We start from the raw sequence: 22,642 nt of genomic DNA on the forward strand, positions 1-22,642 counted from the left end.
TTAGTCATTGTCCTGGTTTGTGACAGATACGTTTGGTAAGGTCTCACCATTGAATCCAGAACCACCTCCTGTTAATGATCCAAATAAAATCGAATACAAGACATTCCCATCTACAAGTGCATCATCTACACCTGTAAGCACAACATTTTGAAATGTATTCCAATCGCTGGAAGTAAAGGTTAAATTTGGTACAGACGTTGTACCTTCTGCAACATTCGAGCTAGATACACTTATCGTGACATTGGACGTGGGTCTTGCTCGCAAACGCACTTGGAAACGAGATTGCCCACCCACTTCCGTAGTGATTAAGTTAGGTGAAGTGACAAGTCCTCCCGAGGCATTGGGAGAGGTTCCGCAAACTGCCATTGGATTTGGGTCTGTGCAAGGAACGATATCGTATATATGATAGAGATGTACACCTGGAATGGATGAAGGTGTGAGTGCACTATAAATTGTGGAAGGGGAAAATCCAGTTCCTGATTCACTCGAAGTGATTAGAGGGTTAATGTTATAATTCACATCCAAAACATCTGCGGTGTCCTGGCCAAGGATTGTGACAAGTTGCCCCGTTCCAAAATTGGAAGGAGTGAAGGTAAGTGGTGCTGTTGGAAATTGGACAAGTCCACCTGGAGTAGCTGAAAAGTTGATGGTGACATCCGCAGTGGGTTGTGAGTTGAGATGGATGTAAAACTCAGACCCGGCTCCTGATTGGGAAGTAATGACTGACCCAGGGGAAAATCCAGATGGGGTGATACCAGCTGTGTCATTGTCATTTAACGTAAGTTCGGGGTAGTTTGCTGATGGATAAGGATTTACATTATTATAAAATCCATCACTTGAAGTAAGTACACCTATGATGATGGGACAAGAGACATTTCCATCATCCACTGAATCATCAAAGGGTGTGATTGTGATCGTGTTATGGGCACCAATGGAATTCCAATTGGCACTTGTGATGGTCACTAGGTTTGTGGAAACAGAAAATTGAGAAACAGTGGGTCCTGTGAATAATGTACAAGGAAAAGTAGAAGATAAAGAAACGGGAATGGTCACATCATCTGTTGGTGCTTGGCTAAGTAAGACGTATACAGAAAAGGTGGAAGCATTTTCAGCACGCACCATGACTTGCGGAGTGATGATTGTCACTGGATTTTCCGAAACACTATAATTTACGAGACTTGCCGTCGTTCCTGTACTTGTCAGAAAACTGTCATACCAAGAAGGAAAGGATCCAGTTTCAGTTCCAGAAACTGTGATCGAATAACTTACATTTCCATCAATTAAGGCATCAGAGACTCCCAAAATTTCAACGGGAACGGATGTACTCCAATTGGCATCGGTAAAAACATATTGTTTTGAGCTAACGGGAGTTCCGCTGTCATTGATCATACCTTCTGTGTTATCAGAGGAAGTTAAGGTGACAGTCACTGAATTTCCTGGTATGGGTCGGCTCCCAAGTCGTAAACTGTAAAAGGTAGAAAATCCTGATTCAGTAGTGAAGTAAGGTTGACCTGTATCTAGTGTGAAAAGAATTTTTGGAGAAGGGTTATCATTATCTGTGATATTGATGGTAACATCATTTGGATTCATACCTTCATAATCGGTTCCTGAGCCAGAGATGACACCTAACGTGAGTGTATGGGTCCTTGTATTGGATTCATTGATGGCATCGTTTACAACGGAAATCGTTACCGTTTGGGGTGTTGCATAATTTAAATGGGTAAATGTTAAACTTGATGGTGAAACTGTATACTGTGTGGAATCAGGCAAGGAAAATGTTTCGGTTGTTATCGGAATGGTAACAGATCCACTTGCACAATTGGTTAAATTACTCGGTGTATCACAAGGGGCTGCATTGAGTCTCACAGTAAATGTCGCGTCTGGATCCCCTTCTGTGAGATTCAGTGTAGTTGTAGAAATGGTAAATCCTTTTGTGTCATTGTCTGTGATTGTCACCACCAAATTTCCGTTTGTGTCTGTATAACCAGGAACCGCACCGGTTGGAAATAACCCCGTAAAAAAAGATCCATTTGCTTGTGGGATCTGAATGGTGACCGGTATATCACCATCATCAAAAGAATCGGAAACCGAACGAATGGTGATGATTTGTGGTACATCCCAACCACTTTGGCTTGTGTTCCCCGTATAACTAGCGACTTGCGAATTTGTAGGTGTAAAGGTTAATGTGCGAGAAGCCGCTACGCTCGATGTGCTATTGAGTAATACAGCTTCCGTTCCATCAGAGGAGGTAATCGGACCAATTGTTACATTGGAATTGGGTTTTAATGACAAACGAATTTCGAAAGTGAGAGTGGATGTTCCGTTTTCAACGATGGAAGATGCCGAAAGGTTTTGGATGCGAACCAGTGGTTCATTACTATCTGTATTGATAGCTGTAACGGCTGGAATGACCATCGAATTGTATTTTGGATCGGTAGAATTTGCGTTACTGAAGTTAATGTTTACATTTTGATCCCCGTCATCCACACCATCTAACACAGAAGTAATGGTTACAGTTTGTGGTGTATTCCAATTGGCCGTGGTAAAGGATAAAGAAGAAGGTGAGACTGTGATTTCTGAAGTGTTACTAGAAGTGATGGAAGAGAGATTCACCGTTTGTGTGGGTTGTGAATTTAATACGACTGTAAACGTTTCGGTAAATGGAGTTCCATTTTCGTGTACCACAAGTCCTCCTACTGGCGTGACTGTGATTCCTGCAGTATCATCGTCAGTAACAGAAATACTCACTTGAGATGGAGGTGTGATGCTGTTATACACAGGATCGGCAGTTCCTCCTGTATCCACAGATCCAAATTGTAAAGTCACTGTCCTTGTATCTTCATCGATGGAATTATTATTGGTAGTGATTTGGACTGTTTGGTCAATGTTCCAATTTGCGTTTGTAAACACTAAAGTATTTGTATTCACATTGGTAATTGTATTGTTTTCGTTAATTCCTGTTAGAGTAACTGTGAATCCTGGAGGAGGTTGTGAGGAAAGTCGAATGGCAAAATTTAAAATTCCACCATTTTCTGATATTGTCAATCCTCCTGGTGAGGTGAGAACAAATCCTGGAACATCATTGTCTGTGTTTGTTACCGAAGGAAACACTGGTCCCGCCAATCCATTGTAATCTGTGTCAGTTGATGTTGCCGCACTCGAAACGATTGAGACTGTCTGTGAACCATCTACTATGAATTCGTCGACACCAGTGACTGTAATGATTTTGGGTGTAAACCATTCTGATGGCGCAAAGGTAAGAGAACTAGGACTTGCGGTAGCTTCCGTTCCAGGTGTCGCCACAATGGAGGGGATAGTGACTGCGTGAGTGGGAAGTGTATTTAAGACCACTCCAAAGGTAACAGCACCTCCTGCTTCTGTTGTTGTGAGACCTGATAAATTCACAACTGTAAATCCAGCTACATCATCATCTACATTGGTTCCCGTAATGATAGGGATAGACTTACCCATGTAAGCAGGGTCAAACGAAACGGTTGGATCTGCTGAAATCTGAAAGGTACTATCATCCACACTAAAATCGTCAACACCCGTAACAGTTACTGATTGTGGCACATCCCAGTTGTTAGGTGTGAATACAAGTTCAACAGATTCTACAGTTGCTTCTGTTGTATCATTCGAAATAAAATTACGAATGTATACATCTTGCATGGGTCTTGTTTGCAAAACATAGGAAATACGACCTGTTTCCCCAGTTTCTGAGGTGAGTAGGCCAAACACAGGACTTGCTGCCACACCTGAAGATTCATTGTCAGTGTTCACAACAAGTAAGACGGGAAGTGGTTGTGTGGAAAAACGAATGTCAGAGGTTAAGATACTTCCCAACTGCACTCGGTAATTTTGATTCCCATCGGACAAAAGATCGTCAACACCCGCCAAACGAACGGTATGTGGTGAGTCCCAATTGTCTTCATTAAAATCGATAAATGTATCCGATAATAAAACACCTTCGGTGGGATCGGAGATCGTAATGGGGCCAATTCTCACTGAACTGTTCGGTTCAATGTTCAAACGAAGTATGAATTCTGCTTGTTTTCCATTTTCACTCGTGAATAAAAAATTCGGGGCTTCATAAATTACAGAACCTTGTCCGGATGCCGAAACAAAAAAGGAACCGAACAACATCTGGAGATTAACAGAAGTTACCGATTGGCAGGAGAAAAGGAAAAATAGGAGGAAGAGGTAGACATGCGAGAACCTTTGTTTGAACACGAATCCGATTTGTCCTCTTCTGAATCCCATTTAGGGTTCTCCCTCTTTATTCTACGAGAAAAATGCCCGAAATCAGAAAAAAATTTCTAGGAAATGCAATAAAACCAAATGAAACAAAATACAAACCCAAATGCAAAAGGACCACTCACTGGAGTGAAGGTCGTTGATTTATCTTTACTCCTTCCAGGACCACTTTGTTCGCAACACCTTGCGGATATGGGAGCAGAAGTGATCAAAATTGAAAACCCTCGTGCCTATGATGGATCACGTGCGATGTTCAAAGGGAAAACTGGATACCCTGCACTCTTTATGATGCTCAATCGAAATAAAAAAGCGATTACACTCAATTTAAAACGAGAACAAGCAAAAGAGATTTTATTCAAATTATTAGAAGATGCGGACATCCTCTTAGAAGGGTTTCGACCAGATGGAATGGATAAGATGGGAATCGGTTATGATGTCTTAAAAGAAAAATTCCCACGACTGATTTACTGTGGCATTTCTGGTTACGGAACCAGTGGTAAGTACGTAGACTTTGCTGGGCATGATCTCAACTACTTAGCGATCTCAGGAGTCCTTGACCAAACAGGAAATCCTCCAAGGCCAGCAGGTTTTCAAATGGCTGATGTTGGTGGTGGTACACTCACTGCTTTATCTGCGATCCTTGCAGCCCTCTACTACCGAGAAAAAACAGGCAAAGGCCAAAAAATTGATATCTCCATGACAGATGCATCGGTGCAATTTATCTCTTTGTATGGAGGGATTTTGTCTGCATCAGGTGAATCTCCAGAAGCTGGGAATGATATCCTTTCTGGTAAATTACCAAATTATAATGTGTATGAAACAAAAGAAGGTAGGTATGTTGCACTTGGTGCTTTGGAGGATATGTTTTTCCAAACTTTTTTACGTGCGGCTGGTATGGAAACATTAACCAAAGACTATCCGATGACAGAGGAAAATATTCCTGTCATTAAACAAAAGTTAACCGAATACTTTAAATCCAAAACATATGCTGACTTACAACCAATTTTTGATAATACAGATGCTTGTTTATCTCCTATTTTGAATATGAAAGAAGTTTCAGAAGACCCTCACATGAAAGAAAGAGGGATGGTAATTGAAAGGAATCATCCAAAGTATGGACCCATCTTACAATTTGGTTCTCCCTTTCATTTTTCAGAAACTCCATTTGTGTACCGGAATGATCCTCCAGAACACGGGGAACACACTGAGGAAATTCTAACCCAGTTGGGATTTTCCAAAGACAGTATTTCGGGATTCAAAAAAGACAGAGTCATTTAACGGGTCTTGCTTTTTTAATCGAACTTCTGTACTTTGTCCTAGGGGGGAGGTATCCTCTCCCTGAAACAAATGTATATGAAGTTCTTACAAGTATCAGACCTCCACCTTTCCTCAGTCTCAAAAGAAGAAGAAACGTATTCTCTCGCAGTCCTCAAAGAAATTTTTGAAACAGCAGAAACAAAAGCCTGTGAACGAGTACTTTTTTGTGGGGATGTTTTTAATACATTTCCCGACCTAGAATCCTTACGTTCTGGGTTTTTAAAAGTTGTCTCCTCCTATTCAGGACTTGTTTATTTTTTGCCAGGGAACCATGAGGTCTTAGAAAAAAAGGGAAACCAAAACACCTATTCTGCCTACGATTGGTCCAAAAAAGTCATTGTCCTCGACCAACTTCCTTTTACCTTTTTCGAAGAAAATGGAATCGAGTTTGTAGCCATCCCCCACCAAGAAAACTATTCCGAAATTTTATTAAACCCTCCACCCGCAAAACAAACAAAACTGCGAATTGGTCTTGCCCACGGGACAGTTTCGGGTATGAGTTTCACCGGCTTACAAGAAGAAGAGGAAGAAGGTGGATCTTATTTAGACCCCAATTTATTGCAAACCTTAGATTTGGATTATTTAGCGATAGGTCACTTACACAGGCATCGTTTTGGGAGTGTCGGAAAATGTAACGTCGGATATGCGGGGTCTTCTCGGGTATGGAGGAAAGGAGAAGTAGGGCCAAGGGGTGGGATATTACTTGAAGTGAAACAAGGAAAAGTTCATGCAGAATTTATCCCTTTGCAAACAGCAGGCGAATACCGCGAAATCATTGTTAGTTTAGATACATATGGAAATCCAGAATTGAGTCCTGAAGAATACTTACAAAATACAAATCCTAACGATTGGATTTGTTTTCGGTTTGTTGGGTATGTGGATTCGATGGAAGGAAAACAAAAATTCCAAGAAACCATCCTAAGGGAATGGAAACCAAAATTTAGGATTTGTGAATTTGATCCAGATGAATCTCAAATTGTTGTCATCCAACACATTTCGGAAAACGAATTCATCAAACAATTTTTAGACAAAATGAATGAACGAAAAGACAAAATGGATCCAAGTTTGTGGAGACACACTCGCGTAACAGGCATTCGTTTTATTTTAGATGGGGGAAAAGTAAAGTGAAACTGAAATTAGAAAACTTCGGAATCTTTACGACAAAAGAGTTTCCCATCGAAAGGATTACTGTGTTTACAGGCCCCAATGAATCAGGAAAAACAACCATCTTAGATGCGTTTGTATCAGCCCTTATCAAGGTGGTTGGAAGTACAAAGTATGGAACCATCCTCAATGCTAGATACCAGGCCAATCGTAAATCCGATTTGGGAGTTTCCAAACAATCTCTCTCTCAAAATTTATACTTAAACTCACTTGTGATCCGAGAAGGGAATATGGATGTGGGATCAGAAAAAGAACTCATCCAAGTCATTGAACAATCGATCTTTGATAGTGGTTATAACCCAACTCACTTAAAGGAAATGGCAGAACAACAAGTGGCAAAAACTGGTGTCAGAAAGGTTGCCAAAGATTGGATGGCTACACTTTCTGAATTAGAATCCGCCAAACAAAGATTTGATGTGAGTGAAAGAAATCTAAATCAAATCGCAAATCAATTTGCCGAACTCCCTACTTGGGAATTGGAACGTCAGACCAAAAAAGACGAAGTAGAAACACTGACAATTGACCGAACGAATCTGCAAAAACAATTCGAAGAGTTAAAAGAAAAGGAACTCCATTCAGAAGCAGATCGTGTGTACCAACAAATCCTACAATGGGAAATGTATTCTTCTGCCAATAAAGAAGAGGTGGCTGGATTACAGGTAGATGCGGAAAAAAAAGCAAAAGAATTAGAAGAATCCATTCGCTCCAAAAAACAAAAAATTTCCCAACAAAAAGATCAAATTGTCTCCTTGGATTCTAAAATCGAATCCAACAAAACTTCCAAATCTCAATCCGAATCCAAATTCCAAACCTTAGAATCTTTTTACCCACTATTTGAAACTTGGAAAGAAACGGTAAATAAATTCCAACAAGATTTTCCTGTTGTTTCCGTTGTCATTTGGAATCCAACAAACAGAAATTTGGCGTTTGCTTCCTTTGTCGGAGTCCTCATTTCTCTGATTGCTGTTTTATTCACTGACTTCGGGTTTTGGATGTATCTACCACTCCTTCTCTTCATAGGGTCCACCTTGTTTTTTGGAACCAAGATGAAAGTTACCCGATTGGAAAAAGACGAAGTAAAATGGAATGAAATGGTGAGGCGTATTGCCAGTGAAATGGAAACAAAAACACTAGGCGTTTGGAAACCGGATTCTTTGCATTTAGATTCTCTCCAGTTGGCCTTCCAAAGGTTTGATAGGGAATATACAAAACAAAAATTAGAACTACAATCACAGAAGGAACAAATCACAAAACTTGAATCCGACTTAGATTCCTTACAAAACCAAGCCAAAAAAGAAAAACTAGAGTTAGAGGAATTAGAAACTTCTATTACCAAACTTTACCAATCCTTGGGAGTGAAGTCTTTATCGGAATTAAGCGAACGTTTGGTGGAAGGGCGACTCAAACAGGACAAAATCAAAACCTTAGAAGATAACCTGCGTTTAGAAGGTAAAAAATGGGGAACCACTGACACCGAAACCCTCAAACTCAAACTCAAAGATAAAATCACAGATTGGGAGAAAAAAGGGATTGGGAAAGGTTTTGAACTCGAAGATCGTACAAACAAACAAAAGTTAGAAAATGTCATCCAGGAACGATCGGAAACCATTCGTAATTTAGAACAAAGGATCATCGAGTTAGAAAAAAAATTAGAAACTGGGAAAGCAGTTTTGGAATCCCAAATGATCCCTGCACAAAAGGAATGGGAAAGTTCTAAAAAAAATCTAGAGATAAAAGAAAAGAAAAAAGCAGAACTCGAAAAAAATTACCAAGCCTTTGATGTGCTCATCGAAATCTTTTCAGAAATGCAAGCGGAGAGTACTGATAAAATGTCTTCTCTTGTTCGTTCTTTACAACATAGAATGGATGCCATCAAAGGATCACTTCCCACAAAACAAATCCAATGGGACGGATTTTCGGATGAAATCCAAATAGAAACAGAGGCAAACGAAGGTAAGATGGGATTTGGTCAATTGTCCACTGGAACCCGTGAACAAATTTCCTATGTATTACGATTAGAATATGCATTTCGGATTGGAACTCAATACAATCTCCCCTATTTATTGTTAGACGAACCGTTTCGTCATATGGACAATGTTCGGCGAAATGCCGCTTTGGAATATACCTTACAATGTATTTTGAATGCAGGTGAGGAATGGAAAGTGGTGTTTTTTAGTTTTGATGAGGATTTGGTTACGACAATTAAAGCTTTGGCAGAAAAGTGGAAACTTCCCTGCCAGATCCATTCTTTGATTAAACCAGTTTCTTAGCTTCCGCAAGAACGGTGTCGTAATTTGGTTCACTTCCGATTTCAGGAACAAGTTCCGTATACCGTACAACATCGTCTTTATCCACTACGAATACAGCTCTAGCGGAAAGACCTGCGAGTGGACCACCTGATATATGAGTTCCGTAGTTTTTGGAAAACGAAAAATCCTTAAACTGGGAACCAGTGATCAGGTTGTCTGAATCAATGCCTTCTGTGGAACAAAAACGTTTCATAGCAAAAGGAAGGTCACCAGAAATGATGAGAGTTGTGATTCCATTTTCTTTTGCAACTTTTTCGTTGAACTTTTTAGTTTCGATTGCACAAACAGGAGTATCAAGGCTCGGAACAGCTACGAGGATTTTTACCTTTCCTGCTAAATCTTTTAAGGATATATCACTTAAATCTTGTTTGGCGACTTTAAAATCGGGAGCTTTATCTCCTGGTTTTGGGATGGATCCTTCGAGAGGGACGGGATTTCCTTTGAGTGTTACTTGAGCCATATTTTCTCCTATGTTTCTTTTAGACTAAAGATGAGTCTCTTCGGTCTTTCATTCTTTTGGAAGGATTTTTTCCATCCATTGGAAAGATTCTGTTAGTTCCCCTTTTTGGATGGTCGCACTTAGAAATTGCACACGTTCCAAAATCCAAGTAGGTGAATGTTCACTTAGGCCTACAAAGGCATTTAGCTCTTCTGCATTCAATTTTCCATCAAAGGAGGCACAAATGGCAAAGATGGAAACCGGCCATTTTTTTTCTTCTTTTGAAAGCCCTTGTAACGACAAAACAAATTGTTCCCAATCATCCAGGTTTTGTAGGTTTTCTCTTTTTGGCAAAAGCCCAAGTAAGCCAAAGAGTAAATACTCAAAATTGGGATGGAAGGTTTTGGTATAGACTATGGAAAGGGCCACAGAACGTAACACTGATTCGATGAGTTTTGGATTTCTTTGTTTCGATTTGATTTGGAGTAAAATGGAATCTGCCAATTTTCTTGTGATGATTCGTTTTCTCAGTTCAAAGAGAATCATGTAGGTGGTGACAGAATCCCAAATTCCTGTAATGGGACCTGAGATATATTCAATGAGAAACCGCAAACTTGTCCTACCCAAAATGACTTTTAACATCAGTTTTGCGAAGATATTCGAGAGGAAAACTTTACTTTTATAGAGTACTGTGCGAAAAAACAAAGCCCTTTCATTTAAGTGTTTATAAGGATCTATCCCATACAAACGGATCCTTGGGTCAGGGATCTCCAAAACAAGTCGTGCCATCATCCCAGGAATCGGCGTGATGAGTTCAGGTTCTTCTGCCAGTTCCACATCGGCTGCCTTTGCCATTTGGTAAGAAAGATAAAACCCCAATCGAAACAATAGGTAAAATTCAATCACAGTCACGATGGTGAGTAAAGAGACAAACCAAACCAGACCCACGCAGGAAATCTTGGGAAAGGTTTCGAAAGAAATAGTAGGTAAATAAACAGAAAGGTAAACAAAAAGAACGGAAGGAAAAAATCCGATCCAAAAAGACCAAAAACTCCCCCAAAAGAGGAGCTGTTTCGAAACATCTGAAAAACCTCTCTCACCCTTGGACTTCTGTTCTTTCGTAAGAGTACGCAAGGAAATGATAACTCGGCGTCCCCATTGTTCTAAAATTCCTGGTTTGTAACGTTCTGTACTCATTTTTTTTGCAACCGGAATCTGATTTCGGACTCCTACCCCATGGAACAGGAATTTTCTATGACGACACAAGCTGAAATCAAAGTCAAAAACCCAATCGATTGGGTGACCACGATTTTTTTACTCACATCACCACTTGTTGGTATTTTCGGAACCCTATATGTGTATCTTTATGAATCCATTCATTTAGGAACTTGGGCACTCTTTTTGTTTTATTTTTTTGCAACAGGTATGGGGATTACAGTCGGTTACCACAGACTTTTTTCTCACAAAGCCTATGAAGCCAAATCTCCCATAAAACTATTGTTATTATTATTTGGTGCCGCTGCTTTCCAATCCACGGCGTTAGAGTGGAGTGAAGACCATCGTATCCATCATAAATTTGTGGATACGGACAAAGACCCATACTCCATTAAAAAAGGTTTTTGGTATGCGCATATTGGTTGGTTATTTCGCAAACGAAAGTATGTAGGCCAAGGGGTTCAAGATTTGATGAATGACCCACTTGTGGTTTGGCAACACAAACATTTTTATTCGATTTCGATCTTTATGTGTTTTATCCTGCCTGGCCTTATCACCATGTTATGGGGATCTTTTTTCGAAGGATTTTTTGTAGCTGGGTTTTTACGTTTGTTTGTAGTTCACCAGTTCACCTTTTTTATCAACAGTGCTTGCCATGTTTGGGGAGAAAGAACTTTTTCCAAAGAACAAACAGCACGTGATAATTGGATCATCGCCTTTTTTACGTTTGGTGAAGGATACCACAACTTCCATCACGAATTCCAAATGGACTACCGTAATGGAATCCGTTGGTATGATTATGATCCATCCAAATGGATGATCAAATTCCTTTCTTATTTTGGACTCACTTACAATTTGAAAAAAGTTTCTGAAGAAAAAATCTTACAAAAAACAATGTTTATCAAAGAAAAGGAAACTTTACACCAGTATGCAAACCTCGGTGAAGATAAACTAAAAACTTGGTCTGAACAATTGGCTCATCTTCGTGAATCAGCTATCACCGAATACCAAAAATGGTCCAAAGCAAAACAAACTGCGAACGAGACCGAAGCTGGACTTTCCAAAAAGAACTTTGAAACCACAAAGGAAAATTGGGAAAAACTTTTAAGTCGTCCACTGTTTTCGTAACAACTTACCCTCTCACCTCCCTAAAGATTTCTTTAGGGAGATTCGGCACGTCCCCTGGACCCACTAACGGTAAATAAACCATAAACAAAGTGCGACCGGGAGTTGATTCCACTTCAATCCTTCCCTTGTGTTTTTCAATAATTCCTTTCACAATCCCAAGCCCAAGACCTGTTCCTTCCCCCTGGTCTTTTGTGGTGAAAAACGGATCCCAAATTTTGTCTTTAATTTCAGTGGGGATCCCTGACCCATTGTCTTCAAAACTAATCATCACATATTCTTCTCCAATCCTTCTGGAAGAAATAATGAGTTTGGGGTGTTCGACTTTTTTCATCGCATGGATGGCATTGGTAATGAGATTAGTCCAAACTTGGTTGAGTTCATCCAAATTGCACCTAACAAGAGGGATGGTGCCGTAATTACGTTCAATTTCCACACCATGTTTGATTTGGTTTTGCATGATCACAAGTGTGTTCTCAAGACCTTCATGGAGGTCGGAAACTTCGTATGAATTTTGGCCTAGATGGGAATAGTATTTTAAAGCTTTTACGATCCTCACAATATTACGAATCGCATATTTGATATTTTTGATATTTCGTTGCAGACTTAAGGTGTTCTTTAACATCTCGAAGGTTTCTTTTCCACCCGATTTCCAAATTCGTAATAATTCTTCTTGCATATGCATTAGGTGGTGATCGATGAGAAAGGTGGCAAGATCGGTAGCATCGTTTTCTGGCATCCCATCGTGGATGAATTTGAGTTTGGTTTCTTTTTTTAACTTAAATTTGTCTTTTGGATCAATTTTGGTATTGGGATCTTCTTTTACAAAACTGAATAAGATATCCAAATACAAAGAACGAAAATCAGGATTTTGGATGAGGTGAGTGATATCACCTAAGTGGGATAAAACGAATACTAAATTGGCATCCAAATTGTCAGCGGCCCCATTGATGACGGCAGCCGGTGTGTTGATCTCATGTGCGATTCCTGCAACCATCACCCCAAGAGAAGCCATTTTTTCCGATTGTACGAGATGGGCTTGGGTTTCTTCTAATTCTTTTGTTCTTTCTCTTACTTTTGCTTCCAAGGTTTCCGTTAAGTTTAATAACTGTTGGTAGATCATGGAATTGGAAAGGGACATGAGAGAAACCGACAAGATCTCCAAAATGATTTCGATTTCTTCTAAATCGTAAATTTTTCCTTCTTTGTGTTTTCCAAGTAAAATAAAGCCCACCAAACTCGACTTAATCGAAAGTGTCGCTACCAACTCGGAATGAGTGTCTTTAAAAAAATGTAATGCTTCCTTCGCGATTTTTTCATGGCTTGGGGATACAAATTGGATAAAGTTTTCTTTGATATGAATCCCTTCACGTTCTGATAACCAAAGTAAAAATGGGTTAAAAACAGGAATGGATGGTAGATCTGAAAGTTTGTGGTCTTTGGATGTGAGAAAAGGCCTTGGTCTAAATTGCCCTTCCTTTTCATCCCATGTGTACACTTGCACAAACTCTGCAGGAATTTTAGAAGCTAAAAATTGGCTGATGGTTTCGCTGATTTGGTCTGGGTCATTAAAAGAGATCAGTTCTTCCTTAAATTTCTCTAAGGCAAATAGGTTTTGAACCAACTCATCGCGTTTTTTCGGTTTTTCTTCCACTGGTCTTTCGTTCTTTGCAAGGGGGAAGAGGAAGAGGGATAAAGTGATTAACCCCAACCCAAAACACCCCAATACCAAAAAGGTAGCCGCTTGTAACATGCCTAATCCGTAAGCAAAGGCGAACCAACCAAAAGCTGATAATAGAATGAAAGTAGAACGAAAGAAAACTTGTATTTGCATGTCGATTGTATACAATGTACGAACTTGAATATTTTGGTGTTGAATCCACTTGGGTAAAGAACTATTTACAATCGCGCGTATCTTTGGTGCCTATTATGAAATTTATTCAGAGGCCACTTCCTACGCCCTAGCTGTACTCAAAGGCAAACTTCGCCTCAAAAATTCAAACGAACGCCATCCCTTTGTGGTGGGTGACATGATCCTTGCCGAAAAATCTTCTGGTGAAGAGTGGGTGATTTCGGAACGATTGGAACGAAAAAACTACCTGACTCGTAAAAGTGATAAAGGCGACAGTCATGTGTTATGTGCTAACTTAGACCAAGTTGCGATCCTTGCTTCTTGTAAAGACCCAGAAACAAAACCAGGGTTTATTGACAGACTACTCGCTGCTTCTTACCATACAGAAATTCCTCCTCTTATCATTTTTACAAAAAAGGATCTTGTTTCTGAAGAAGAGATTACAGATAGAGAAACCTACTATAGAGAGTTAGGTTATGATGTCATGAGTGTTTCTCTACTTTCGGAAGAATCGATCCTACCTTTATGGGAAAAAATTAGAGGCAAACGTACCTTCCTCTGTGGGAACTCTGGTGTGGGCAAATCCACACTTATGAACCACCTCCACCAAAAAACCGTTCAACGAACCAATTTGGTAAGTGGTTCTACAAAAAAAGGAAAACATACTACCACCAATTCCTTTGCCCTATTTTTGGAAGGAAATACCGTCCTCATTGACTCTCCAGGGGTCAAAGAATGGGGGATTTTGCACCTCACTCCAAACGAACTTTGGGAAAGTTTTCCTGAATTACGCAAAGTAAAGGAAGGTTGCCAGGAAATTTATTGCTGTGAACTGGGTTCTGAGTGTCCAATGCGTAAATACATGGATGAAACTATGGACGAAACCCGAAAAAAGAGCCTCGAATCCATGATCGAAAGTTTAGAGAACCCCTACCGTGTGACCCGCAGGGACCATTGGTCGAAAGCTGTCACAAAAAGATATTAGGGAAAAGAGTTGCCAAGGCTTCAGTTGTTATCTATTTTAAGAAAGTTATTTCCGGAGGAAGGAATATGAAACGTACAATCATACAAAAATTGTCGGTTTTGGGATTTGTGGCGATTTTTGCCATGTTTGCCGTAGCTTGCCAAAAGGACTCAAAAGAGACTGTAACAAACGTTACAGATAAAAGCCAACCAGCTAGTAATGTGGTCATTGCCTTTGTAAAGGGTGATGTAGTCGTGTTAAGAGAAAGTGGACAAATCAAACCAAGCTTAGGTGATACTTTAACTTCACAAGACACAATTGTTACAGGCCAAAATGGATCTGTTGAACTTTTAGTAGGTGAAGATGGTGTTCTCAAACTAAACAAAAATACTTCACTTAGTGTGAGCCAAGCATTTGCAGCAAACGATGGAACACGTGAAACTGAAGTGAACATGCAATACGGAAAACTAGTAACTGTTCTTCGTAAAGAAAGAAAAACAGAGTCTTTCAATGTAGTGACTCCAACATCAATCGCGGGTGTTCGTGGAACTATTTTCCTTACCAATGTAGAGAATCCTTCTGCTAAAGGTGGAAATGTTGCATGTGGATCCTCAAACTGTGTTGTAAAGTATACAGTTCTTGATGGTGCAGTTGCGATCCGTAAATCAAACTCTGACAATGAAATCGTAGTCGACAAACAAAAGTCAGCTGAAGTGGCTTCTGACACAAAACTTTCTGATAAAATGATCAAACCAATGGACAAACAATCCTTAGGTGAAATGAAAGAAATGTTAGTGTTTGAAAACACAAAAATGTTACAATTTGAGTCTCTTGCAAATGAACTCAAATCTAACAATGAAGAACTTCAAAAGATGAACCTTGGTTCTTCTGTAGAAGAATTAGAAAAAGCAGCAAAAACTCGTGAAATCACCAAATCAAAGTCAGATGAAGTGATCACAACTGCAAAATCAATTGAAGATTCTAAATACATTAAAAAAGATGTGCAAAAAGATTCACTAAAATTAGCTCCAAAAGAGAGTTTTGATAAGACGAAATGAGATATGTTTATTTACCGGTCCTTTGTTTTTTAGTCGGTTATTGTTCTTCGGTCACAAAGATCGAAACACTCAATCGAAGTTTTACAAAACCTAAGTTTGTCACTCCAGATCTTGGAGAGTCTGAACCCCTTCCTTCGGGTAGAGATTACAGAGAACGACTGGTAAATAAATCAACCCCAAGTTTCACTCTCCTCTGGAAACAAATTCCAGAGGGGTTTTCTCCATCTGATTTAGCCCTAATCGAAGAAAAAATCCTCTTCCCTCATTCCAAATTGGGTGTTTACCAAAAAGCCCCGATCAAACAAGATCCCAAGTTTTTCGAGTCGAATGATATTGATCTCATTTTGGAACTCAGTCTTTCCAAATCAGTGGATCGAATGACAGTGGATGTCCAATACAAAGACCCTGTTCTTTCTCAAAACTTCGGTAAGTCGGTTTTTGTTTACCAAGAAGAAAAAGAACCAAAATCTAAATCAACAAAATCCTTCGATGTATTTCATGGGAAAAAACAGCTCCTCCCTCTAACGGAGTTTGTCCCTTCATATTTTTTAGAAGTTTCATCTCCTTCTGTCGATGAGTTGCGAAATTATTTTACAGCTTCTTTACAAGGAAAAGTTTCTGTTTTTTCTACATCTCCTGGCACCATCATTTATCTGGATGGAGTAGAAGTGGGAAAAGCACCTTTACTCAATTACACACTTGTCAATGGAAAACATACACTTTCATTTGCAAAACCCGGTAAAGACCAAGTAAAACGAAATATCTTAGTTCGTGCAGGGAAAACAACAAGAGTATTCCAAGAATGGAATGATGATATTTCCCAGGGAACCGTCGTTGTTTCTAGTTTTCCTCCAGGCCTTGATGTTGTCATTGATGGCCAAAAAAAAGGCAAAACACAATATGCTGAATCGGGAGTTCCTTACGGAAGTTATCCGGTCCAATTCATCCGAACCACTTCAGATTCCCATTTTGAATATGCAAAAGCAGGAATCAAAATTCGACCAAAACAAATTACTTCCATTGCTTTACCAATTTCTTTGGAAGATGGAGTGGGTTGGGAATCGGAAGAATTTTGGAACCTATCAACACCTTCACCTAACTTCTCTGCAACGTTTCCAGGTAAATTGACATTTGCAAAAAACAAAGAATTACCAAAGGGTTGGTATGGAGTTTTTTCCGAAGACCTCATTCCTGATTACCTCGAAGTTGAACTGATATTGGATTTAAAAAAAGAATACAATGGTGCGCTTGGGCTTTCGATCCATGACCATTCGCAAAATTCAATTTTAGTATATGTAGACCAAACAGACTTTCATATCGTAAAGTTTTCGCAAAGTGAATCAGAAGCACCTGTTCGGTCCTCCTATCGGTGGAATAAGGAAGATGAACTCAAAGGTCGTAGCATAAAGTTCACAACTGACATCGAGAAAAAAATGATCCGTTTGTATTTGGGTAACAAAATGGTTGAGGAATTTCCTTGGAATTTTGAAACTTTTTGGAATATAGGTGTTCTCACTCCACATAATGCTACTTTGGTGGGAGTCCCACTCAGAGGATTAAAAATCCAATACCCAGACATGGTTAAGTTTGAACAAAGGTTCCAAAAATGAAACAATTGATTGTTGTATCTGTTTTACTCATCACGTTTATTGGTTGTCGGTCTCGTGATTTTCAGTCAGTCTCCGTAAAAGATTCTGTTGTCGAAAAATCAAATGCTTCAGATCGACAAAAAATCGAAGAAGCTAGGACTCTAATCGCTGACGGAAGTAATGAATTCCAAAAAGGAAACATTGATGTTGCCTTAGAAAAAGCCAAATCTTCTATCCAAACATTTGAACTTGTGGAAGGATATGCCTTACTTGGCGCTTCCTATTACCAATTAGGTGAATATGAAAATTCCAAATCTGCTTATGAAAAAGGAAATAATTTAGACCCTCAAAATGAAAAAATTCTCATCGGACTGGGAACAGTTCAGTCCACGTTAGGTGAGAATGAAGCAGCTCTCAATACTTATCAAACTCTAAATAAACTAAAACCAGAAGAATCCATTTACACCTACAAAACTGGACTTTTATTAAAAAACTTAGGTCGTTACCAAGAAAGTTTGGTCACTTTAAAATCATTAGAAGATAAAAAAGATTTTCCATATCCGATTGAGTTACTCAATCAATTAGGTGATGTTTGTTTAGAACTAAAGAGATATGATGAAGCTGAGAGTTATTTTGCAAAAGCTGAAAAATTAAATCCAGAACTTAAGTCTGCAAAAGATGCAAAACTTTCCACAAAAATTGCCTCTCTTATCCAAAGAGGAAATGACTTCTTAAACAAAAAAAATTATACAGAAGCAACTAACGAATTTAAAAAAGCCTCAGATTTACAACCTCAAAATGCTTCGGTTTGGTCCTTTTTAGGGAACGCACAATTATTAAATGGAAAATTGAAAGAAAGTGAAGAGAGTTTTAAAAAATCTATCTCCCTCTCTGATACAAATGCAAATGCATACGTTGGTTTGTGTAATGTTCTCATTCAAACACACAATTATTCAGAATGTTTAAAAACTTCGAAACAAGCCTTACAAAAAGTTCCAAAAAACGCTGAGATTCGCAACAAACAAGGGATATGTGAGTGGAAATGGGGTGAAGTAAAAAAAGCAACACTTAGTTTCCAGGATGCATCTGCTTGGGATCCAAATTTTATCGAACCTAAAATGAATTTGGCATATGTTTTGATTGATTCTGGTCGTTTTGATGAAGCATTAGATGTTTTAAAAAAGGCAGAATCACATCCAAAAGCAAAAAAAGAAGACATCCGAAAAGCGAAAGTATTAGCGGAATCACAAAAATTCATAGCAGGTGGTGATACTTTTTTACGCCAAGGAAAACGCAAACAAGCGTTTGATGAATATGGCAAAGCAATGGGTGTAAACCCTGAAAACCCAGCTGTTCAGAATGCCTTTGGTCGTGGGTATTTTGCGTTTAGTGAATACAAAAAAGCAGAAACTTCTTATTTAGAAGCTTACCGTTTGGACAATGCTAATCCAGGTGCTTTACAAGGTCTTGCTCGTGTGTATGCAAAAACTGGTGAGTCCAAAAAAGAAAAAGAATATATTAAAAAATTAGAAACTCTTTCGGCTACAGATCCATTTAGTGCCATCACACTCGGAAGGATTGCAGAAGATGCAAGCAAGTGGGATGAAGCTGAATCCATTTATATGGGTCTTAAGAAAAAGTTTCCAGGGAATGAAGCAGTAGATTATCGATTGGGAAGTTTGTATTACAAACGAGCTGTTGAAGAAAATACAAAAGAGAATTATACAAAAGCAAATGAGTTCATTCAAAAATCCAAAAAATACACAAAGGACATTCCGGAACTCATTGAAACTGAAAAAACTGTTTCGGAGAACTCTCGTTTTGCGGAGATTTTGCCTTTAGTCAAAGAAGGGAATACATTTTTTAATCGCAAAAAATTCATTGAAGCTGTGACTCCTTACCAAAAGGCATATGACCGAGTGCCAAAAGCTTCTCTTCTTGTGAAAATCGCAGAGTGTTATATCGAAAAGGGGGAGGAAGAAAAAGGCCTCTCTATTTTAGAAAATGCGGTAAAATCCAATAAAGAAAATGCCATCTCTTTCAAAGAAGGGATCTATTCCTTCTATTATAAAAAGGGAGAACTCAAACGTGCCGAAGATGGGTTCTATGACATATTAAAAGAAAAGCCTGATTCATATTACGCCTATTACATGTTAGGCCTCGTTACTATGAAACGTAAAAATTATGAAGCAGCTATTGGTGAATTTGACAAAGCGATCCTCGTAAATCCAAACTTTGCACCAAGTAATGTAGCAAAAGGTCTTGCGTATTATAAATTGAACCAAATGGATGCTGCCAAACGTGAATTTGAAAAGGCAAGGGCCAAAGATTCCGAATTTGGACTTTCTTCTTATAACTTAGCGATTGCTTATTTTAATGAAGATTTAACTAATGAGGCAAAATCAATTCTAGAATCGATTCGTAAATCAGATCCTGATTTTATGGACGGTGAAATCCAATTGGCGTACATTTACTTTAAAGAAAATAAATTGGATGAAGCTGAAAAAACCATTGATCGTGTTTTAAAAGAAGAACCTTCTGCTGAAGCAATGTTTGCCCAATTCCGAATATTGGATGCAAAACAAAAACAATCTCCATCTGAAAAAACCAAGTCCAAACGAAATGTAGTGAAGGAAAAAATCTTACGTGAATATGGTGAAACAAAATACGCAAGGTTACTTCCTTCCGATGCTTTGGATGATGAACCACTTCATGTAACAGATCTTAATTTATCGGGAACACCAGTTTCGACTCCTATTGTTTATCCAAACCGTATCATCGTAAATTATGGAACAGCGATTGTTGGTTATGACCGTATCACCAAGGAACTTGTTTGGAAACAATACACTTCTACTCCATTCCAGTTGCTTGTGGCAGGTAAAGAACTTGTAGGAATTTCCAATGATACCGCTACTAAAATTTACCCTGAATCAGGAAAGATGACTTTCAAAAAACAAGTATTAGCTGGTTGGAAAGTAAAACAAGGATCAGCTGACAATAATGGATTTTTTCTCTTATTGGAAAAAGATAAATCTACCAATCGAAAACTGGTTCGTACCAATCCAAATTTGGAAATCCAAGAAGAGTGGAATGGAAACGATTTTGTTGGATTTTCGTTGAATGGAGAAGGAAAACTATTTGTGATTCGTGATACAAAAAAAGACTTTTTAGTCCAAGTTTTTAATTCATCCGTAGCAAACGAAAAGGAATCTAAAGTATCACTTCCTATCGCCAAAAAAGACACCAAAGAGTCTGCTAACTTTTTAGGTTGTCTTGAAGAATCTTGTTTAGTTCAACTTGGTGGCCAAATCTACGAGGGCACAGAAAAAGCAAAATTATATGCCATTGGCAAAACTGAATCGGTAAGATCTGTTTTAAAAAACCCAGACTCTCTTCTAGTGAATACAGAGAACACCACCTATCTTTGGAAAGGTGGTTCAAAATGGAAAGATTCATACCAAATTGAAGGGGATTTTTATTACCCTATGGATGGTTTGGTAGTGGAAGGAAGATCTAAGGAATTGGTCATCATCAAAGGAAAGGAAAAAACACCTGTTCCTTGGAAAGGTGATCGTGACGGTTTACGAATCAGTACGGTGACGGTAGATTAGAACGAGCGGGATTTTCCGTCACAAATCATTTTACTGAGACCTAATCGATAACTACGGATGAAAAACGATAAAACGAATCACAAAGTTTTGGTTCGTTTTAAGTAATAAATCCGTTTCCCTTCACTTCGTTTTTCCGCTTCAAAAAATGAAATGGGAAATCCAGGCCTTTCAAATTCATATTCTTTGTCCTTCCATAAAAACTCAGGGAATTTGCGAAATAGGGAGATGGTTTTTCTCGCATATGGACCGTAGTCAGTGGCAAATAAAAGTTCACCACCTGGTTTTAACAGACTGTATATTTGTTGTATCATATGTGGTTGCATCAGTCTGTTTTTATGATGCTTTTTTTTGGGCCATGGATCTGGAAAATTGATGATGATTTTGTCAAAAAATTCTTTCTCAAGGAGTTCATCGAAAAACCATTGGAAGTTAACGGTCATATAACGAATATTTTCCAATCCTAACGATTTTCTTTGTTTTTCGGTGTGGATGATGCGGTTTACCTTTTTTTCCATGAGTAGGTAACCTGTTTGTTGGTCATTTTTCGCCAATTCAATGGCAACTTCACCCCAACCGGAACCTAACTCTAAAACAAAGTTTTTGGTGTGTGAAGGGAAAGAATTTTTTAGGTCGATTTTTTTCCCGCGTTCGTTAGGTTGCAGGAGATAGTCAGACTTGTAGGGAGTTCTGATGGTGAACTTCCAAAGTTTTTCTTGGATTTCTGGATTAACTAACAATTGCTTTTCTTCCGATGATTTAATGTCAGGATTTTTAAAAGGAACTAGATGAAAATAACTCTTTTTGGTGTGCGAGGTAGTCTTCCCACTCCGATTTCAAAACAGGAACAACGAGAAAAAACCTTAAAGATTCTGCATTTAGCAAAAGAGGAGTGGAAAAAAGATCCAAATGGTTTTTCCGAAGAGGAGTTTTTAAACCATCTACCAATCCCTCTCTCACAAGACTTAGGTGGCAATACCACCTGTGTTTTCATCGAAGGTGATGGTGGAGAAAGAGTGATTTTAGATATGGGAACTGGGTTACGTGTTCTTGGAAACCAACTTGCCCCAGAAGCTTTTAGTGGAAAGGAGATGGACATTCATATCCTTGTATCCCACACACATTGGGATCATATCCAAGGTTGGCCATTTTTCAAACCAGGGTATTCACCTTCAGTAAACATCCATTTTTATTCTTGTATTCCCAATTTAGAAGAACGTTTAGAAAGACAACAACATCCAGAAAACTTTCCTGTCACCTTCCAACAGATGGCTTCTAAAAAACATTTTCATTTATGGAAAGAATTTGAATCCTATATGTTAGGTGGTCTAAAAATCATTCCTTTTGGTCTTCGCCATCCAGGATCTTGTACGGGTTACCGCATTAGAGAAGGTAATAAGATATTTTTATTTTGTACGGATGTTGAATACCGTGAAGAAGACAGAGAACATTTATTAAAGATGAAACCCCAAATTGCTGGAGCAGATCTTATCATCATCGATGCACAGTATAGCACTTCTGAAGCGGAGAAAAAAATAGGTTGGGGGCATACGGCTGTCAGTAAGGCTGTTGAATTCGCAGAAATGATGGAAATTCGATCCGTGGTATTAACTCACCATGAACCTGACCATACAGACCATGAAGTGGCAAGGATCATTTTAGATGAAGCACGTTTACTAAAACCAGGTGGAATGCAAGTTCACATTGCACATGAAGGCCAAAAGTTTATTTTATAAGTTTTGAAACAA

The 22,642-nt window shown here is 38.8% G+C and carries 14 protein-coding genes; 9 read left to right on the top strand and 5 right to left on the bottom strand.

The genetic code is table 11. The features are described 5' to 3' along the window. The gene (locus CH354_RS16475) at window positions 1-4,260 is read right to left on the bottom strand and encodes a beta strand repeat-containing protein (RefSeq protein ID WP_100727341.1); all 4,260 of its coding nucleotides are present in this window, start codon (window positions 4,258-4,260) and stop codon (window positions 1-3) included. Between the two features lie 78 nt (window positions 4,261-4,338). Between CH354_RS16475 and CH354_RS16480 the strand changes: the two genes are divergently transcribed. The 3 genes from CH354_RS16480 (at window position 4,339) to CH354_RS16490 (ending at window position 9,005) form a co-directional block, all read left to right on the top strand. Next, on the top strand, window positions 4,339-5,532 hold the full coding sequence (locus CH354_RS16480) for a CaiB/BaiF CoA transferase family protein (protein WP_100727340.1): 1,194 nt from the start codon (window positions 4,339-4,341) through the stop codon (window positions 5,530-5,532). Between the two features lie 75 nt (window positions 5,533-5,607). Beyond that, a complete protein-coding gene (locus tag CH354_RS16485; RefSeq protein ID WP_100766543.1) occupies window positions 5,608-6,699 on the top strand; it encodes a metallophosphoesterase family protein in 1,092 nt (363 codons plus the stop codon). Beyond that, window positions 6,696-9,005, top strand: a complete 2,310-nt coding sequence (locus CH354_RS16490; protein ID WP_100766544.1) for an ATP-binding protein — start codon at window positions 6,696-6,698, stop codon at window positions 9,003-9,005. The genes CH354_RS16485 and CH354_RS16490 overlap by 4 nt, the downstream gene beginning before the upstream one ends. Here the strand turns inward: CH354_RS16490 and tpx are convergent. Then, on the bottom strand, window positions 8,989-9,504 hold the full coding sequence (tpx, locus tag CH354_RS16495) for a thiol peroxidase (protein WP_100717619.1): 516 nt from the start codon (window positions 9,502-9,504) through the stop codon (window positions 8,989-8,991). The two genes, CH354_RS16490 and tpx, sit on opposite strands and share 17 nt — an antisense overlap. Before the next feature lie 48 nt (window positions 9,505-9,552). Beyond that, window positions 9,553-10,680: an LBF_2804 family protein gene (locus CH354_RS16500; protein WP_100727337.1), complete on the bottom strand. Its 1,128-nt coding sequence runs from the start codon at window positions 10,678-10,680 to the stop codon at window positions 9,553-9,555. Window positions 10,681-10,737: 57 nt separating this feature from the next. Between CH354_RS16500 and CH354_RS16505 the strand changes: the two genes are divergently transcribed. After that, window positions 10,738-11,826 (top strand): acyl-CoA desaturase, encoded by a 1,089-nt coding sequence (locus CH354_RS16505; protein ID WP_100728997.1) that lies wholly within the window; start codon window positions 10,738-10,740, stop codon window positions 11,824-11,826. A gap of 4 nt (window positions 11,827-11,830) precedes the next feature. Here CH354_RS16505 and CH354_RS16510 read toward each other — a convergent pair whose 3' ends face one another. Continuing rightward, window positions 11,831-13,657 (bottom strand): sensor histidine kinase, encoded by a 1,827-nt coding sequence (locus CH354_RS16510; RefSeq protein ID WP_100727335.1) that lies wholly within the window; start codon window positions 13,655-13,657, stop codon window positions 11,831-11,833. 49 nt (window positions 13,658-13,706) lie between these two features. Here CH354_RS16510 and rsgA point away from each other — a divergent pair, with 49 nt between their 5' ends. The 4 genes from rsgA (at window position 13,707) to CH354_RS16530 (ending at window position 20,897) form a co-directional block, all read left to right on the top strand. Next, window positions 13,707-14,660 carry a ribosome small subunit-dependent GTPase A gene (rsgA, locus tag CH354_RS16515; RefSeq protein WP_100717623.1) on the top strand — a complete coding sequence of 318 codons (954 nt, stop codon included), beginning with the start codon at window positions 13,707-13,709 and terminating at the stop codon, window positions 14,658-14,660. Between the two features lie 65 nt (window positions 14,661-14,725). After that, complete coding sequence (locus CH354_RS16520; protein WP_100727334.1) at window positions 14,726-15,697, top strand: FecR family protein; 972 nt, start codon at window positions 14,726-14,728, stop codon at window positions 15,695-15,697. Continuing rightward, window positions 15,694-17,307 carry an LIC10124 family lipoprotein gene (locus CH354_RS16525; protein ID WP_100727333.1) on the top strand — a complete coding sequence of 538 codons (1,614 nt, stop codon included), beginning with the start codon at window positions 15,694-15,696 and terminating at the stop codon, window positions 17,305-17,307. The genes CH354_RS16520 and CH354_RS16525 overlap by 4 nt, the downstream gene beginning before the upstream one ends. Beyond that, window positions 17,304-20,897 carry a tetratricopeptide repeat protein gene (locus tag CH354_RS16530; protein WP_100727332.1) on the top strand — a complete coding sequence of 1,198 codons (3,594 nt, stop codon included), beginning with the start codon at window positions 17,304-17,306 and terminating at the stop codon, window positions 20,895-20,897. Before CH354_RS16525 ends, CH354_RS16530 begins: the two co-directional genes overlap by 4 nt. Window positions 20,898-20,974: 77 nt before the next feature. Here CH354_RS16530 and trmB read toward each other — a convergent pair whose 3' ends face one another. After that, window positions 20,975-21,634: a tRNA (guanosine(46)-N7)-methyltransferase TrmB gene (gene trmB, locus CH354_RS16535; protein ID WP_100719769.1), complete on the bottom strand. Its 660-nt coding sequence runs from the start codon at window positions 21,632-21,634 to the stop codon at window positions 20,975-20,977. Window positions 21,635-21,682: 48 nt separating this feature from the next. On the opposite strand from trmB, the gene CH354_RS16540 reads away from it, so the two are divergent. Further along, window positions 21,683-22,630: an MBL fold metallo-hydrolase gene (locus CH354_RS16540; RefSeq protein WP_100727331.1), complete on the top strand. Its 948-nt coding sequence runs from the start codon at window positions 21,683-21,685 to the stop codon at window positions 22,628-22,630. The last annotated feature ends 12 nt before the right edge of the window (window positions 22,631-22,642 follow it).

This window comes from Leptospira levettii, from assembly GCF_002812085.1.
Classification (GTDB): domain Bacteria; phylum Spirochaetota; class Leptospiria; order Leptospirales; family Leptospiraceae; genus Leptospira_A; species Leptospira_A levettii.